The organism is Collinsella aerofaciens (genome assembly GCF_015670795.1).
Classification (GTDB): Bacteria; Actinomycetota; Coriobacteriia; order Coriobacteriales; family Coriobacteriaceae; genus Collinsella; species Collinsella aerofaciens_Q.
In genome coordinates, this window is sequence record NZ_JADPCJ010000023.1 from 1 (window position 1) to 15,208 (window position 15,208).

Annotated in this window: 15 protein-coding genes; 1 reads left to right on the top strand and 14 read right to left on the bottom strand. The window is 60.6% G+C overall.

The window, feature by feature from the left end:
- Positions 1-140: 140 nt before the first annotated feature.
- The 4 genes from I4W09_RS07565 to I4W09_RS07580 form a co-directional block, all read right to left on the bottom strand.
- Positions 141-935 carry a Cof-type HAD-IIB family hydrolase gene (locus I4W09_RS07565; protein WP_196033327.1) on the bottom strand — a complete coding sequence of 265 codons (795 nt, stop codon included), beginning with the start codon at positions 933-935 and terminating at the stop codon, positions 141-143.
- 233 nt (positions 936-1,168) lie between these two features.
- Positions 1,169-2,989: an adenine deaminase gene (locus I4W09_RS07570; RefSeq protein ID WP_196033330.1), complete on the bottom strand. Its 1,821-nt coding sequence runs from the start codon at positions 2,987-2,989 to the stop codon at positions 1,169-1,171.
- Positions 2,990-3,268: 279 nt separating this feature from the next.
- On the bottom strand, positions 3,269-4,480 hold the full coding sequence (gene tyrS, locus I4W09_RS07575) for a tyrosine--tRNA ligase (RefSeq protein WP_196033333.1): 1,212 nt from the start codon (positions 4,478-4,480) through the stop codon (positions 3,269-3,271).
- Positions 4,481-4,577: 97 nt separating this feature from the next.
- The gene (locus I4W09_RS07580; RefSeq protein WP_196033336.1) at positions 4,578-6,548 is read right to left on the bottom strand and encodes a U32 family peptidase; all 1,971 of its coding nucleotides are present in this window, start codon (positions 6,546-6,548) and stop codon (positions 4,578-4,580) included.
- 162 nt (positions 6,549-6,710) lie between these two features.
- Between I4W09_RS07580 and I4W09_RS07585 the strand changes: the two genes are divergently transcribed.
- Positions 6,711-8,906: a transglycosylase domain-containing protein gene (locus I4W09_RS07585; RefSeq protein WP_196033339.1), complete on the top strand. Its 2,196-nt coding sequence runs from the start codon at positions 6,711-6,713 to the stop codon at positions 8,904-8,906.
- A 186-nt stretch (positions 8,907-9,092) separates the two neighbouring features.
- Here the strand turns inward: I4W09_RS07585 and I4W09_RS07590 are convergent, their stop codons facing one another.
- The 10 genes from I4W09_RS07590 to infA all read right to left on the bottom strand — a co-directional run bounded on the left by I4W09_RS07590 (position 9,093) and on the right by infA (position 15,160).
- Positions 9,093-9,530 carry an arginine repressor gene (locus tag I4W09_RS07590; protein WP_006235280.1) on the bottom strand — a complete coding sequence of 146 codons (438 nt, stop codon included), beginning with the start codon at positions 9,528-9,530 and terminating at the stop codon, positions 9,093-9,095.
- Positions 9,531-9,662: 132 nt separating this feature from the next.
- Complete coding sequence (locus I4W09_RS07595; RefSeq protein WP_195239306.1) at positions 9,663-10,661, bottom strand: glycosyltransferase family 2 protein; 999 nt, start codon at positions 10,659-10,661, stop codon at positions 9,663-9,665.
- Positions 10,662-10,864: 203 nt separating this feature from the next.
- A complete protein-coding gene (truA, locus tag I4W09_RS07600; protein WP_195620968.1) occupies positions 10,865-11,689 on the bottom strand; it encodes a tRNA pseudouridine(38-40) synthase TruA in 825 nt (274 codons plus the stop codon).
- A 92-nt stretch (positions 11,690-11,781) separates the two neighbouring features.
- On the bottom strand, positions 11,782-12,249 hold the full coding sequence (rplQ, locus tag I4W09_RS07605; protein ID WP_055287451.1) for a 50S ribosomal protein L17: 468 nt from the start codon (positions 12,247-12,249) through the stop codon (positions 11,782-11,784).
- A gap of 30 nt (positions 12,250-12,279) precedes the next feature.
- Complete coding sequence (locus I4W09_RS07610) at positions 12,280-13,221, bottom strand: DNA-directed RNA polymerase subunit alpha (RefSeq protein WP_006235276.1); 942 nt, start codon at positions 13,219-13,221, stop codon at positions 12,280-12,282.
- Between the two features lie 32 nt (positions 13,222-13,253).
- Positions 13,254-13,850 carry a 30S ribosomal protein S4 gene (gene rpsD / locus I4W09_RS07615; protein ID WP_006235275.1) on the bottom strand — a complete coding sequence of 199 codons (597 nt, stop codon included), beginning with the start codon at positions 13,848-13,850 and terminating at the stop codon, positions 13,254-13,256.
- A gap of 19 nt (positions 13,851-13,869) precedes the next feature.
- On the bottom strand, positions 13,870-14,274 hold the full coding sequence (rpsK, locus tag I4W09_RS07620; RefSeq protein WP_006235274.1) for a 30S ribosomal protein S11: 405 nt from the start codon (positions 14,272-14,274) through the stop codon (positions 13,870-13,872).
- 14 nt (positions 14,275-14,288) lie between these two features.
- Positions 14,289-14,663 carry a 30S ribosomal protein S13 gene (gene rpsM / locus I4W09_RS07625; RefSeq protein ID WP_022094275.1) on the bottom strand — a complete coding sequence of 125 codons (375 nt, stop codon included), beginning with the start codon at positions 14,661-14,663 and terminating at the stop codon, positions 14,289-14,291.
- Positions 14,664-14,677: 14 nt separating this feature from the next.
- Positions 14,678-14,791 carry a 50S ribosomal protein L36 gene (gene rpmJ / locus I4W09_RS07630; protein WP_006363204.1) on the bottom strand — a complete coding sequence of 38 codons (114 nt, stop codon included), beginning with the start codon at positions 14,789-14,791 and terminating at the stop codon, positions 14,678-14,680.
- Between the two features lie 150 nt (positions 14,792-14,941).
- Positions 14,942-15,160, bottom strand: a complete 219-nt coding sequence (gene infA, locus I4W09_RS07635) for a translation initiation factor IF-1 (RefSeq protein ID WP_035137443.1) — start codon at positions 15,158-15,160, stop codon at positions 14,942-14,944.
- Positions 15,161-15,208: the final 48 nt, after the last annotated feature.

Consider the following 15,208-nt stretch of genomic DNA (forward strand, 5'->3'; position numbering starts at 1 on the left):
CCCAACAAGCGGGTAGCTAAAATAGCCCCGTCCCAAATTAGCTACCCCGGTCACAGTAGTCGTTGGGGACACTCTTCGCGAAAAAGCCGCAAGGACCGTCCCCGCCTGCCGGCAGAAAAGGAACGTCCCCAACTGCCGGATTAGGCGAGGCTCTCCAGAACACGGCGGAGTTCTTGCTGGACAGCGTGGTCGCGGTTACGACCCACCACGCGATTGGCCACCGCCTTGAGCGCGGGGCGCGCGTTTTCCATCGCGCAGCCCGTGCCGACAAAGCGAATGATCTCGTAGTCGTTCATCGAGTCGCCAAACGCCATGACCTCGTCGCGCCCAATGCCATAATGCTCCGCGAGCTGTGCAATACCCGAGGCCTTCGACACACCGGGCTGCATGGCATCGATCCACGCGTTGCCCGAAGGCGCAAAAGTAAAGAGCTGACCGAGTTCGCGCTGCAGCACGTACGCACTGTCCATAACGGCACCGTCGTCGCAAAAGATACTCGCTTTGATGATATTTACGCTGGGATCGGGCAGCTCCCAAATGCGCTCGGCATTGGGAAGGTCCTTATCGACCTCGCGCACGAACTTGCACTCGTCATCGAGCAAAAAGGACTTGGTTCGGTCGAAGAGCGCAAGATGCAGATTGGGAAACGTCGCGACGGCCTGGGCGAGCTTTCGAATCGCCAGGTGCGAATACACCTCGCGGTCTACCATTTTGCCGTCGGCGTAGACCTGGGCACCGTTAGCTGCGACAAAGTCCATCTTGTCGCGAACGGGCGCAAAGAACTCGCACAGACGATCGTAGCGGCGACCTGACGATGCGGCAAAATGCACGCCATGCTCGCGTAGCGCCAAAATCAGTTCGTAGGTCTCGGGAGGCACCTGGCCGTTTTCGTCAAGCAACGTGCCGTCCATATCGGATGCAATCAGTTTAAACATAGAAAAGCTCCCTTCGGGCTTGTTGGAATCGAACGTGTATCCGATTCCAACGTACCCAAAGGGAGCTCAGATAAGACTCCGCGGGCGCCAACGTTACAAGGACCTAGCAAATAGCTCACGCTCACCAGAAGCCCCACGGTCGCAGCGCCAAGCAACACGCCAAAGAGTGTCCCCAACGACTAGTTGTTTAAGAACGTCCCCGATGACTAGTCGTTTAAGAACGTCCCCAATGGCTAGTCGGCGTAGGTGAAGGTGGTGACGTCGAACATGCCCTCGGGGCGGATGCGGAGCGTCGGAATCACCGGCAGGGGCAGGAAGATGATGCCCATGATGGGGTCGAGCGGCGGCTCGATGCCCATGGCGCGCGCCTTGACCATAAAGTCGTCGTGCTGCGCGGCGACGTCCTCAGCCGTGCCTTCGCTCATCAGACCACCAAGCGCCAGCGGAATACGCGCCACGACCTCGCCGTTGCGCACCAGCACGTGGCCGCCCTGGCCAACAGCCTCGACGGCAGCCATCATATCGGCCGCGTTGTCGCCCACCACGCACACGTTGTGCGAGTCGTGGCCGATCGTCGAGGCGATGGCACCGCCCGTGATGGTAAAGCCGCGCACCCAGCCGCGACCAATGTGCTTGCCAACAAGACCCAGGCCCGCAGGACCATCACCGTCGGCGCCCTCGGCTTGCAGCGACACGCCGCGGCCGTGACGCTCGATCAGCATAATGCGGCGCAGACCCTCGGCATTCTCGGGACGAACCATGCCCGTGATGGCCTTGCCCGGCACCACGTCGATCACGGCCTCGCCCGGCTTAAAGGCATAGTCGAACACGTCGAGCGATAGCTTCGGCAACTTAACGGAAGCGCGCAGCTCATCGGCAAGCGCTGCGACCTCGGCCATCTCGGGTGCGATCTCGCCCACAAAGGTGCCGTCCTGTGCCACGAGCGCGCCGGCTGCATACACGCGATGCGGAGCCTTGGCAAACGTCAGGTCGTTGAGTACCAGCAGGTCGGCACGCTTGCCCGGGGCGATGGCGCCACGCAGTTCGTGCGGGTCGCGGCAACCGTGGTCTAGGCCAAACGCCTCGGCCGTGGACAGGGACGCCATAGAGATGGCAACCACGGGGTCAATACCGGCCTCGATAGCCACGCGGCAGGCATTGTCGATCATACCGGTCGAAAGCGCATCTGAGGGAGCGCGGTCGTCGGTCGCAAAGCAGCAACGACGGGCGCGGGCGGGGTTCTCCAGCAGCATCGGCGACAAGTTGGCCAGGTCGTGGCTACACGTACCCTCACGCAGCATCACATACATGCCGCGGGACAGTTTATCGAGCGCCTCCTCGGGAATCGTCGACTCGTGGTCGGCGATAATACCCGCCGCGGCATAAGCGTTGAGGTCCTTGCCGGCAACGAGCGGTGCATGACCGTCGACCTGCTTGGACGGCGTCTGGTTGGCAGCGTCGATGCGGGCACAGGTCTCGGGATCGGCCATAAAGACACCCGGCAGGTTCATCATCTCGCCCAGACCAAAGACGTCGCCCGGATGCTCAGCAAAAAACGCCTGCATGTCAGCGGCGGTAATCACAGCGCCCGCTTGCTCATCGGGCAGCGCGGGCACGCACGAGGGCATCATGTATTTGATGGAAATGGGCGCGCGGCGACCGTCCTCGATCATAAAGCGCAGGCCGTCGAGCCCCGCTACGTTGGCGATCTCGTGGCTGTCGGCAATGGCAGTGGTGGTACCGCGCGTCGCCGCCATGCGCGCATACTCGGCGGGACGGATGTTCGAGGACTCAATGTGCAGATGTCCGTCGATAAAACCGGGGGCGAGATAGCGACCCTGGCAGTCGATAACCTCGGCAGCCTCGTAGGTACCGGCGGCATCGTCGCGATCGTCGTAGAGCACGCCGACGATTACGCCATCCTTGACGGCAACGCTACCGGGCGCCACGCGCTGGCCATATACGTCGACAATCTGTGCATTGGTAAACAGCGTGTCGACGGGCACGCGACCCTCGGCTGCATCGATCACAGACCTCATGACCTCAACGGACATACATACTCCTTTAACTGTAGAAATAACTGCGGAGCGGACGAGCCTTCACCGCAGCAAGCCAATAGCAATTGTATGCCCAAAAGAAGGAGCGGCGGCACACATCTCCGCTTAACGGCACCGCCAAATGATCCCTTGGGGACGGAGAAAAAAGTTGCGGTGGAATAGTTCCTGCCTGGGCGCCCGTATGGCATTTTTAGGAACTATTTCACCGCAACTCAAAAGGCCGCAGTCGGGAACCCCGGCTGCGGCCCTATTGCACATGTTAGGTTGACCTACTTGCTAGACCAATTTAAAGCCCTTGCGCTTGCCTACGGAGAGGGTGTCGCCCAGCTTGAGGGCGCTCGGGTCGATGTTGTAGCTCTTGGGAGCCACGGCCTTGCCGTTGATCTTGACGCCGCCGCCGTCGATGTCGCGACGGGCCTGGCCGGCGCTCGCCGAAAGGCCCAGGTCCTTAAGCAGACCTGCGAGGTAGATCTGGCCCTCGTCGTTGACGGTCAGCTCAACGTGCTTCTCGGGGAAGTCGGCAAGCTGGCCCTCCTTGAACACGCGGTCGAACTCGGCCTGAGCCTCGTCACCGGCACCGGCGCCGTGATAGGTGTCGCACAGGTCGCGGCCCAGTGCGCGCTTGAGCTCATAGGGATCGGCGGAACCATCGGCCAGGGCGGCGTCGATCTTGTCGACCTCGGCCGGGGTGAGCGAGCTGGCCAGACGATAGTACTTGCCGATCATCTCGTCGGGGATGGACATGGTCTTGCCGAACATATCCTTGGGAGCATCGGTCAGGCCGATGTAGTTGCCGTAGGACTTGGACATCTTGCGCACGCCATCGGTGCCCTCGAGCAGCGGCATGGTAAGCGCGATCTGCGGCTCCATGCCCATCTTCTCCATGAGCTCGCGACCGGCGAGCAGGTTGAAGAGCTGGTCGGTGCCGCCCATCTCCACGTCGGCCTTGATCTGAACGGAGTCGAAGGCCTGCATCACGGGGTACAGGAACTCGTGCAGGGCGATCGGCGTCTGGGACTGGTAGCGCTTGGTAAAGTCATCGCGCTCGAGGATGCGGGCGACGGTGAACTTGGAGCACACCTGCAGCAGGCCGGCCAGATCCATCGACAGGATCCAGTCGCCGTTGTGCACGATGGTGGTCTTCTCGGGATCCAGGATCTTCATGGCCTGGCTCACGTAGGTCTCGGCGTTGGCCTCGATCTGCTCCTGCGAAAGCTGCGGACGGGTGGAGTTCTTGCCCGAAGGATCGCCGATCAGTGCGGTGCCGTTACCGATGATGAGGGTGACCTTGTGGCCCAGGTCCTGGAACTGACGCATCTTGCGCAGGGGCACGGCATGGCCCAGGTGCAGGTCGGGGCTGGTGGGATCGACGCCGAGCTTGATGTTGAGGGGCTCGCCCTTCTCAAGCTTCTTGCGAAGGTCGGCCTCGGGGACGATCTGCGCTGCGCCCGAGGTGATGATACGCATTTGCTCGTCGACAGACAGCATTGGGTATCCTCCTTTTGCTATAGCACCCTCACCGGATACGGCGGTGCTCGAAGTTCATAAACCCACTAATAATAACCAAAACGGCGCGACCGAACACCTACGACAGGAAAATCCTCGTCCTGCCGCATGCGTCGACAACGACCGGCAAACGCGTGCCGTCACGTTCGACCAAAAAGCGCGCCTGCTGACGGCGCGAGCAGTCACGGCAACGGACCTGCCCCGTCACATCCGTGGCGCAGGCGCCCTCGGAAGTCAGCAAGCAGTGCTCGCACACCATAAGCTCGGGACGGTCGGCGTCGACAGCCCCCAAGACACCGGGGCAAGCGGCAAGCTCGGCAACGCGCTCCGCGTCGTCAGCGACAAGCTCGGCAGGCAAATACACACGGCCAGCGCCGAGCCTGCGTAGCCAGGCAAGCGTAACCCGGTTCGCGCAAAACACCGGTGCCGCAACGTCAAACGCCACGCCCAGCTCACGCGCCATCGCCACCTGTCCCAAATTACGGCAGACGACGCGCCCGGCACGTCGCATAAGCGAGCGGGTACGCGGGGCATCGGCTGCGCGACAGACCTCGTCGAGCACCACGGTCGCATCGGACAGATCGCGCTCGCCACACGGGTCGGCATCCATCAGCTGCCAGGCAAAGACCATGCGAGCGGAAGCCCCCTTTTCCGTCGGCTCCGCCAACGCCGCCTCGGGCACGTCGTCAACAGTCACGGCGCCCTCAAAGGGCAGTATCTCAACGGCTCGTGCAACGGGTACGACCGCGTCCGCCTCGACCCGCATGCGCTTTAGCGCCGTAGCCGTCTGCTCCAACATGCCGGCGCTGCGAATCAGGTACACCTCGCATCCCGCATCGACCTTGCGCTTGCAGTGCACGACAACGCGCTCCCCCGCCGCCGCATCCACCGGGCAGGGTACCTGGGGCCAGCGCTTGGGCACATCGGGGCGTGCATCGGCACCCGGATAGAACCGGATCTCGAGCGTGTCGCCCGCGGCCACGGCGGCATCGAGCTCGACGGTCACTTCCTCGTGGCCCACGGCCACCAGGCGCCCCACGCGCACGCCCTGGTTGATCGCACGCTCAAAGCTCATGAGCTCAGCACCCGATCGCCCCCGCAGATACGCGTCGGTAAACCCGCGGTTGAACGACCTGCCCAGCTCGCGCTCGAGCACCGACACGGCAGCGGCACCCCACGCGCCATCGCGCAGCATATCGAGTGCACGACGCCACACCCGCACCACGTTGAACACGTAGTCGGGGTTTTTCATGCGCCCCTCGATCTTGAGCGACGCCACCCCGGCCCCAACAAGCTCGGGCAGGTGCGCAATGCCCAGATAGTCGCGCGGGCACAGCAGACGATCGCCCTCCACGGAAACGACGCTCTCCCCCGCCTCGTCCACCAGGTCGTACGCCAGGCGGCACGGCTGCGTACAGTCGCCGCGCATCGCCGATCGTCCACGCCGCAGGGCCGAAAACTCGCAGGCGCCCGAATATCCAATGCAAATCGCGCCATGGCAGAACACCTCGATAGGCACGCCGGTAGCACACAGGGCGGCAATCTCGTCGACCGCCAGCTCGCGGGCGGTCGTCACGCGCTCGACCCCGAGCTCGTCGGCAGCCAGGCGCACGGCGCCTTCGCTATGGACGCCCGCCTGCGTGGACAGGTGAATCTCGACCCCGGGAATCGCCGTGCGCAGCGCGCAGGCCAGCCCGGCATCGGCGACAATCAGAGCATCGGCGCCCAGCTCCAGTGCATGAGCTCCCAACGCCACCGCATCGGACAGCTCATCGTCAAACACGAACACGTTGAGCGTTACGTACACACGCACGCCATGGGCATGCGCCACGGCGCAGCCGCGCGCAAACTCGTCATCCGTAAAGCCATGGGCGCTCACGCGGGCGTTAAAGCCGCCCAACCCCGCATAGATGGCATCGGCACCCGCGGCGATGGCCGCAAGCATCTGGTCGAGCCCGCCCGCCGGCGCCAGCAGCTCGGGCAGCGCCACACCGGCAGCATCCAATCCAGTCTCGTATTGTCCGCTCGGCCCCATCGCCCGAATCGCCATCGGCAAACTCCTTACCAAGGTATGCATTCACTCTGAAAAATGCCGTCTTCCAGCATACACGAGGCCTCGCGCGCCCCGTTTGGTTTATCGTGTAATAACTTATGTCCATCCTGCCCCGACGGCACATCCGCCGTCCGGCACGACATACCTGGAGGTCAATATATGGGTCCTCGCCAACGACAGGGACGCAGCCGTTCAAAGACGCATGCTCTGCCCATAATCCTGCTCTCGTTTTTGGGCTTTCTGCTGATTGCGGGCGTGGCGTTTGGCATCGGCATGGTCGGCAACGTCAACCGCTGGCTGTCCGATCTGCCCGACTACACCGACGCCAACGCGTATCTGGTGAGCGAGCCCACCGAGATCGTCGACTGCAACGGCAACAAGATCGCGAGCTTCTACACGCAAAACCGCAAGTCCATCACCAAGGACGAGGTCTCCCCCTACGTGCTGCAGGGCACCGTTGACGTCGAGGACGAGCGCTTCTATGAGCACGGCGGTATCGACCTGTGGGGTATCGCGCGTGCTGCGGTGGCAACCCTCGGCGGCGGGCACGAAGGCGCCTCGACTATCACCCAGCAGCTGGTGCGCAACACCATCCTGCAGGAGGAGCAGTTCGACTCGACCATCGAGCGTAAGGTGCGCGAGGCCTACATCGCCGTCAAGATGGAGGACATGTACTCCAAAGACGAGATCCTCATGATGTACCTCAACACCATCTATTACGGCCACGGCGCCTACGGCATCGAGGCCGCAGCCGAGACCTATCTGTCCAAGAGCGCCGCCGATCTCACCCTCAGCGAGGCCGCGCTGCTCATCGGCCTTCCCAACTCGCCCTCGCAGTACGACCCCACGGTCAACCCCGACCTAGCGCTGTCCCGTCGCAACAAGGTCCTCGACAACATGCTGCGCCTGGGCCACATCACGCAGGAGGAACACGATGCCGCACAGGCCGAGCCCATCACCCTCAACGTGACCGAGATTTCGGGCAGCGGCGTCGACGTATACTCGCAGCCCTACTTTGTCGCCTATGTTAAGCAGCTGCTGGAGCAGGAGTTCTCGACCGACGTGCTCTTTAAGGGCGGTCTGACCGTCAAGACCACCATCGACCCCACGATGCAGCAGGTGGCAGAGAATGCCGTCCGCCAGCAGCTCGACACGCTCTCACTCGACGGCCTGGACATGGGCATGGTCGTCGTCGACCCCAAGACCGGCTACATCAAGTGCATGGTGGGCGGCTACGACTACAACGCCGACGAGAACCACGTAAACCATGCCACGGCCAAGCGTCCCGTCGGCTCCACCTTTAAGGCCTTTACGCTGGCAACTGCCATCCAAAACGGCATGAACCCCAACGTCACCCTCAACTGCAACTCGCCGCTCAAGGCCAAGGGCACCACGACCGAGGTCCAAAACTACGCCAACCATAGCTATGGCAACATCACGCTTAAGCAGGCAACGGCATACTCCTCCAACACCGGCTACATCCAGGTGGCGGAAGCCGTCGGCAACAGCAAGATCATCTCACTCGTCAAAAAGCTCGGCATCGATCCCGCCAAGGACAACATCGAGGACGTTCCCGTCATGACCCTCGGCACCGGCTCGATCTCGCCGCTCGAGATGGCCGCCGCCTACGCGACGTTTGCCAACGGCGGCTACTATCGCCAGCCGATCGCCATCACCGAGATTGACTCTCGTACCGGTTCGGTGCTGTACCAGCACACCGACAATCCCTCACAGGTGCTTACCGAGGGCGAGGCCGCAGCGGTCACCGATGTTCTGTCCGGCGTCATGCAGGGCGGCGGTACGGGTGCTGCCGGTGCCCTGAGCGTCAACCAGCCCTATGCCGGCAAGACGGGCACCACCGACAACACCACCAACCTGTGGTTCTGCGGCTATACCCCGCAGCTGGCGTGCGCCCTGTGGACCGGCTATTCCGCGGGCGAGATCCCCATCCAAAAATACGGCACGGACCTGCTGGGCGACAGCACCAACCTGCCTGTCTTTAAGCGGTTTATGAACACCGTTCTGACCGGTACCGAGCGCGAGGAGTTTGCGACCGGAACGGCTCCCACCTACAAGAACAACAGCGTCTGGAAGTTCTACGGCACCAACAACACCAAGAAGACGGAGAACGACGACAAGGACGAGAACGAGGACGAAGAGGAAACCACTACCACAACGACTACCACGACGACCACGACCACCGAGACCACGGGCGGCGACACCACCGGCGGCACCGGTACGACCGGTGGCTCGACGGGCGGATCCACTGGTGGTTCGACCGGCGGCGATGGCGGCACGCCTACGCCCACGCCCACTCCCGACCCCTCGCCCACGCCCGACGATACGGTCGGCTAGAAATCATCCGGCCATAAGCAACAAGGCCCCCGAGCAGCTTATTGAACTGCTCGGGGGCCTTTTAGTTTGAAACGACCAGGCGGGCGGTCTTTATACCGGCAAACAAAAGGGGGTACCGACCAACGTCGATACCCCCTTACAAGCCACTATGTCACGCACACAGTGCCGAGCGCACGACTTGCACGCCTACTTGCGAGAATTGCTCAGCTTATTGATCAGCGCCTCAAGACGCTCGCCGTCCTCGGCCGTCTGGGCAATAACCAAAATCGTATCGTTGCCGGCAAGCGAGCCAAGCACATCGGGCAACTCTGCCGCATCAACAGCGGCGGCGATGCCGGAAGCCGTGCCAGGCTGAGCCTTGATCATAACCAGATTATCGGTGCGCAGAACGCCCGTTACGAGCTCGGAAACCATACGCTGCAGGTGCAGGTCCTCTGCCAGAACATAGATGCCCTCAGGGAGCTTACGCAGCCCCATATCGGCAATATCGCGAGAGACAGTCGCCTGCGTGCAATCAAAGCCCATAGCGCGGAGCTCATCGACCAGCACGCGCTGCGTGCGGACGTCCTTATTGCGCACAATATCTCTAATGGCATCCTGGCGCCCATTGCGTTTTTTAGCCATACAAACCCTCTCTCCAAAAGATGGCGGAGACAATCAATCAGTGATTGAATAGTTTAACGCTATTTGAAGGCTTTTGTGTATAAGAACGCATTTCGAAACAATTCTATGCAAGTTTATTTCGAAATGAGCCGTTTAGGCGGTTTTTGCGCCCGTCCGGTTAAGAAAAGCTGCCAGATGCGTACACATCACGCAGCGCGCGGGCTTGGCGCTGGCGATCGGCCCAAACAACAGACCGAGCCCCCGATGGTTATCCTTGAGCGCGGCGACCATCTGACGGGTTCGAGGCGCATCGAGCATATCACGCATGCGGGCGGAACGCTCGATTGACGAGACCCCATGCGGGCTCAGACACAAATTCTCGATGCAGGCGACCAGTCCGGCAAAGTAGAACTTTTGGCTTGCCAGCTTGAGCCGACCACCGCTGTCTGCTTCCGAGAGTGAGTCCGCAAGCTCGTCGAGCGCTCGAGTGTCATCGGATACCTTGGCATACATGGTGGGATCAAAGGCATCTGTAAGTTTAGGTGCCGCCGTGTGGAAACAAGCATCGCCGCAGCCGGACACGCATCGTGTCTGCGAAAGCGCGCATGCCATAAACCCAACTGTGCGAAACACCTTGTCGCACAAAAGGCATGCTTCAAACAGCGAGCGGCTGTACATCACACCAGAGGTCTGAACGACTAGGCCGCCTAAAATCAACTGAGGCAGCCCGGCCACCATCGAAGATTTGCTATCAATGGAAATATGAGCAGCATCCAAGACGCGCGAATGGCGCTCTCGATGTGCATCATAGCGGTCGAGCGACACCGTGGGGAGCACTATGTCTGCCGTAGTATCGCACGCGATATTGACCATCTTGGAAAGGGACTGCGGAGCAAACCACTCATCGGCGTTCATAGCGATGATTTGAGAGCCGCGCGAGGCAGCAAAACCGGCACGAAGACAAGCGCCGCGCTTCGCGTCCTCGACGTCAATCAAATCAATATGAATGTCCCTGTCGGCAGCAACTTGAAGCGAATGGCGCACACCGGGCGCAGCATCGCGACAGACAACGACAATCTGCAAATCGTAGAGGTCTTGGTTCTGGATACTCTCGAGCGCACGCATCGCATAGCTGGGCGAACCTTCTACCACAAGGATCACCGAAAGTCGCGGATGCGAGCCACGTCGAACCAAGTTATCCGTCCTCTCGACAGCAGTGAATCAAACTGTCGTTCATGGTACACCCCGGCAATAAAAGCAATGAGACACCGGTTGTATTGCACGCCAAGAACAGATGTTGCACACGCGCAGCCCACAGATGACAGGTGCCGACGCACGACGCGCCGAGCCCTCCCCTAGTCGAGCACGACAAGCTCGGCGGGATCGTAATCCACGCCCATAAACGTAAGGCCGCAGGCAGGAGCCGTGGGGCCCGCAGCGGTACGGTCGCAAGCATCGATGACCTCGCGCATCCACTCGGGTTCACGGCGATGCATGCCAATCTCGACAAGCGTGCCCACGATCGTGCGGACCATCGAATGCAGAAACGCATTGCCCTCGATGGTAAACGTCAGGATGTCCTCGCCAAACGCAACCTCATGGCCAAACTCGGCACGCATCACGCAGCGGTGCGTGGGCTTGCCCACGGCAGACGCCACCTTGCAAAAGCTCTTGAAGTCCTGCTCGCCCAGCAGCGCGGGACAGGCCGCAGACATCGCCTCAACATCCAATGGGTAGCGATGCCACCACACCGCACCGCGCGAAAGCACAGGGCGCGCGTCGCGATCGGCAATACGGTACGTATACGTACGGGAACGCGCATCAAAGCGTGCAGAAAAGCCTTTACGGGCCTTGTAGACCTCGTTTATGGCGATATCTTTGGGCAGGAGGGCATCCATAGCCCTCAGCCACCTACGGCGCGTCAAAGCCAACTCAGCGTCCGTTACGGGCACGCTGATAAACTGTGCCACCGCATGCACGCCGGCATCGGTACGTCCCGCACACGTCAGGTCGATCGGACGGCGCAGGAGCGTCTCAATAGCTCGACGTAGCTCACCCGCAACCGTCGTCTGTCCCGGCTGCTCGGCAAATCCGCTATACGACGAGCCATCATAGGCCACGCGAAATACGAGCGTGGCGTCAAGCTCGGAAATCGAATTGAAATCAGACGGCGCAGTCATGGGCGCTCCCAACAAACAAGCAACGGTATCGCGACAAAAAAAGAGGGGTACGCGAACGTACCCCTCGAATATAGCCTATGCAGACGGATTGTCTACTCAGCGGTCTCCTCAGCAGGAGCCTCCTCGGCAGCCTCGACCTTCTTGGGAGCAGCGGCCTTCTTGGGGGCCGGAGCAGCCTTCTTAGCCTTAGGCGTGCAAGGCTCGGTGACGAGCTCCATGATAACGATGGGAGCGTTGTCGCCCTTGCGGTTACCGAGCTTCATGATGCGGGTGTAACCGCCGTTGCGGTCCTGCCACATGCCCTGAGCAGCCTTGTCGAAGATCTCGGCAACGAGCTGCTTATCGCCGAGCTTGGCGATAGCCAGACGACGAGAGTGCAGGTCGCCCTTCTTGGCCCAGGTGATGATCGGATCGACGACCGAACGCAGCGCCTTAGCGCGGGTCTCGGTGGTCTTGATGCGGTCGTTCTCGAAGAGGGCCTTAGCAAGGCTCTTCTTCATGGCCTTGGTGTGGCTCGCATCGGTGCCGAGCTTCAGGCCCTTCTTAACGTTATGACGCATGGTCTAGTTTCTCCTCAAATATGCGAAGCATTAAGCCTTCAGGCTCAGGCCCATGGACTCAAGCTTGTCCTTCACTTCCTCGATCGACTTAACACCGAAGTTACGGATGTTGAGCAGATCGTTCTCCGAGAACTCAACGAGCTGACGGACCGAGTGAATGCTGGCGCGCTTAAGGCAGTTGTAAGAACGGACGGAAAGGTCCAGATCCTCGATCTGCTTGTCCAGCTCAGCGTTGTCGTTGGTGACCTCGGGAGCGAAGATCGAAGCCTCCTCCTCGACCTCGGGGGTCTCGGCAAGGTTCATAAAGGCAGCCATATGCTGGTTAATGATATTGGCAGCCTGGACCACGGCGTCGCGCGGGGCGATGGAGCCGTTGGTCTCGATCTCGAGGACAAGGCGGTCGTAGTCGGTGTGCTGACCGACACGGCAAGCCTCAACGAGCTTGGCGCAACGGGAAACCGGCGAGTACAGCGAGTCGACGTGGATCACACCGATGGGATCGTTGTCGCGTTTGTTGGCCTCGCCAGAAACATAGCCGCGGCCATAGCCGATGCGCATGCTCATGGTGAGATGGCCACCCTCGGTGAGCGTAGCGATGTGCTGCTCGGGGTTGACCAGCTCAAACTCGGACGGAATAAAGAAGTCCGCACCGGTGACCTCGCAGGGGCCGTCAACCGAAATGGTGGCGGTCGCCTCGTCGGTCGTGCCGAGAGCCCTGAAGACAAGACCCTTGACATTCAGGACGATGTCGGTGACATCCTCGACCATGTTAGGGATGGTCATGAACTCGTGCTGCGCGCCATCGATCTGAATAGCCTCGACGGCGGCACCCTCGAGCGAGGACAGAAGAACGCGACGAAGGGAGTTACCCAGCGTATCGCCGTAGCCACGCTCGAGCGGCTCGACGGAGACACGAGCAGACGTCTCGTTGATCTCTTCGACCTGAACCTGAGGCCTAATGAATTCTGACATGTATTACCTCCAGCCTCAGCAGCCCGGATGGACTACTTAGAGTAGAGCTCGACGATGAGCTGCTCGTTGATATCACCGCTGATCTGCTCACGCGTCGGCAGAGCGAGCACGTTACCAGACAGCTTCTCGATATCGACCTCGAGCCAGCCAGGGACCTCAAAGCGCTCGGAGGAAATCAGAGCCTCCTTGATGGGGAGGAGGTCACGGAACTTCTCGCCGACAGCGACGACGTCGCCGGCCTTGACGCGGTAGGACGGGATGTCCACGCGCTTGCCGTTCACGGTGAAGTGACCGTGACGGACGGACTGACGAGCCTCTTTGCGGGTGCGGGCGAAGCCAAGACGGAAGACAACGTTGTCGAGGCGAGACTCAAGGATGATCATGAGGTTCTCACCGGTGACGCCGTTCATCTTACGGGCCTTGTTGAAGTAGCCGTGGAACTGCTTCTCCAGAACGCCATAAATAAACTTGACCTTCTGCTTCTCGCGCAGCTGCATGCCGTACTCAGATTCCTTGCGACGGCGCTTGGGCTGACGGATAGATTCCTTCTTGCTGCTGTAACCGAGCTCAGCGGGATCGATCCCGAGCTGACGGCAGCGCTTAAGAACAGGAGTCCTGTCGATTGCCATATTGATACGATCCTTTCAGTTACACGCGGCGACGCTTCTTGGGGCGGCAGCCGTTGTGCGGAATGGGGGTCTTGTCCTGGATGCTCGAGACCTCGAGGCCAGCAGCCTGGAGGGAGCGGATGGCGGTCTCACGACCGGAGCCGGGGCCCTTGACGAAGACGGAAACCTTCTTCATACCGTGCTCCATGGCCTGCTTGGCAGCAGCCTCGGCAGCCATCTGGGCAGCGAACGGCGTGGACTTACGGGAGCCCTTGAAGCCCACCTGGCCAGCCGACTTCCAGGAAATGACGTTGCCCTGGGGATCGGTGATCGAAACGATCGTGTTGTTGAACGTAGAACGAATGTGAGCCTGGCCCACGGAAATGTTCTTACGGTCCGCGCGCTTCAGACGGGCAGCGCGAACGTTCTTCTTAGCAGTAGCCATCTATCTAGCGCTCCTTATTTCTTCTTCTTAGCACCGATCTGACGCTTCGGGCCCTTGCGGGTACGAGCGTTAGTGTGGGTGCGCTGGCCGCGGACCGGGAGGCCCTTGCGGTGACGAAGGCCGCGGTTGCAGCCGATGTCCATAAGGCGCTTGACGTTCTGGTTGCGCTCACGGCGGAGGTCGCCCTCAACCATGATCTGGTTCTTGTCGATATAATCGCGGATGGCGTTAACCTCATCCTCGGTGAGGTCCTTAACGCGCGTATCCACGTTAACGTTGCACTCGACGCAAATCTTCGTCGCAGTGGTGCGGCCGATGCCGTAAATGTAGGTCAGACCGATCTCAACGCGCTTCTCACGCGGGAGGTCGACACCATTAATACGGGCCAACGTAGTCTCCTCTCTTAACCCTGACGCTGCTTATGACGGGGGTTCTCGCAAATGACGAGGACCTTGCCATGGCGCCTAATGATTTTGCACTTATCGCACATCTTCTTGACCGAAGGACGTACCTTCATCGTTCTTCCTTTCGGTAGCGCTCAAACTACTTCCCTACTATCTACTCGCCCAGCCGCAGGCGTTTAAAACTATGGCTGGTCTTCACACACAATCCGACCGTAGGTTGAGCTAAGCCTGCAGTCGGAAATGGAGTGCGTGTATGCGTGCCGCTATTTGTAGCGATAGGTGATGCGGCCGCGGGTCAGGTCGTACGGGGAAAGCTCCACGACAACCCTGTCACCGGGGAGAATACGGATGTAATTCATTCGGATCTTGCCAGAAATGTTGCACAGAACCGAATGACCGTTCTCGAGCTCGACCTTAAACATGGCGTTGGGCAACGGTTCCTTTACCGTACCCTCGAGCTCAATTGCGTCTTCCTTCTTCACAAGCAATCATCTTTCTCTAGAAAACGACAGCGATTGAGTATTCTACAA

Excerpts from the sequence above, each read along its gene's own strand:
- truA (WP_195620968.1), bottom strand. The coding sequence starts at position 11,689 with ATGACTGCGCCGTCTGATTTCAATTCGATTTCCGAGCTTGACGCCACG.
- rplQ (WP_055287451.1), bottom strand. The coding sequence starts at position 12,249 with ATGCGTCATAACGTTAAGAAGGGCCTGAAGCTCGGCACCGATGCGAGC.
- I4W09_RS07585 (WP_196033339.1), top strand. The coding sequence starts at position 6,711 with ATGGGTCCTCGCCAACGACAGGGACGCAGCCGTTCAAAGACGCATGCT.
- rpsK (WP_006235274.1), bottom strand. The coding sequence starts at position 14,274 with ATGGCTACTGCTAAGAAGAACGTTCGCGCTGCCCGTCTGAAGCGCGCG.
- I4W09_RS07610 (WP_006235276.1), bottom strand. The coding sequence starts at position 13,221 with ATGTCAGAATTCATTAGGCCTCAGGTTCAGGTCGAAGAGATCAACGAG.
- rpmJ (WP_006363204.1), bottom strand. The coding sequence starts at position 14,791 with ATGAAGGTACGTCCTTCGGTCAAGAAGATGTGCGATAAGTGCAAAATC.
- rpsD (WP_006235275.1), bottom strand. The coding sequence starts at position 13,850 with ATGGCAATCGACAGGACTCCTGTTCTTAAGCGCTGCCGTCAGCTCGGG.
- I4W09_RS07570 (WP_196033330.1), bottom strand. The coding sequence starts at position 2,989 with ATGTCCGTTGAGGTCATGAGGTCTGTGATCGATGCAGCCGAGGGTCGC.
- I4W09_RS07590 (WP_006235280.1), bottom strand. The coding sequence starts at position 9,530 with ATGGCTAAAAAACGCAATGGGCGCCAGGATGCCATTAGAGATATTGTG.
- I4W09_RS07565 (WP_196033327.1), bottom strand. The coding sequence starts at position 935 with ATGTTTAAACTGATTGCATCCGATATGGACGGCACGTTGCTTGACGAA.
- I4W09_RS07580 (WP_196033336.1), bottom strand. The coding sequence starts at position 6,548 with ATGGCGATTCGGGCGATGGGGCCGAGCGGACAATACGAGACTGGATTG.
- tyrS (WP_196033333.1), bottom strand. The coding sequence starts at position 4,480 with ATGCTGTCTGTCGACGAGCAAATGCGTATCATCACCTCGGGCGCAGCG.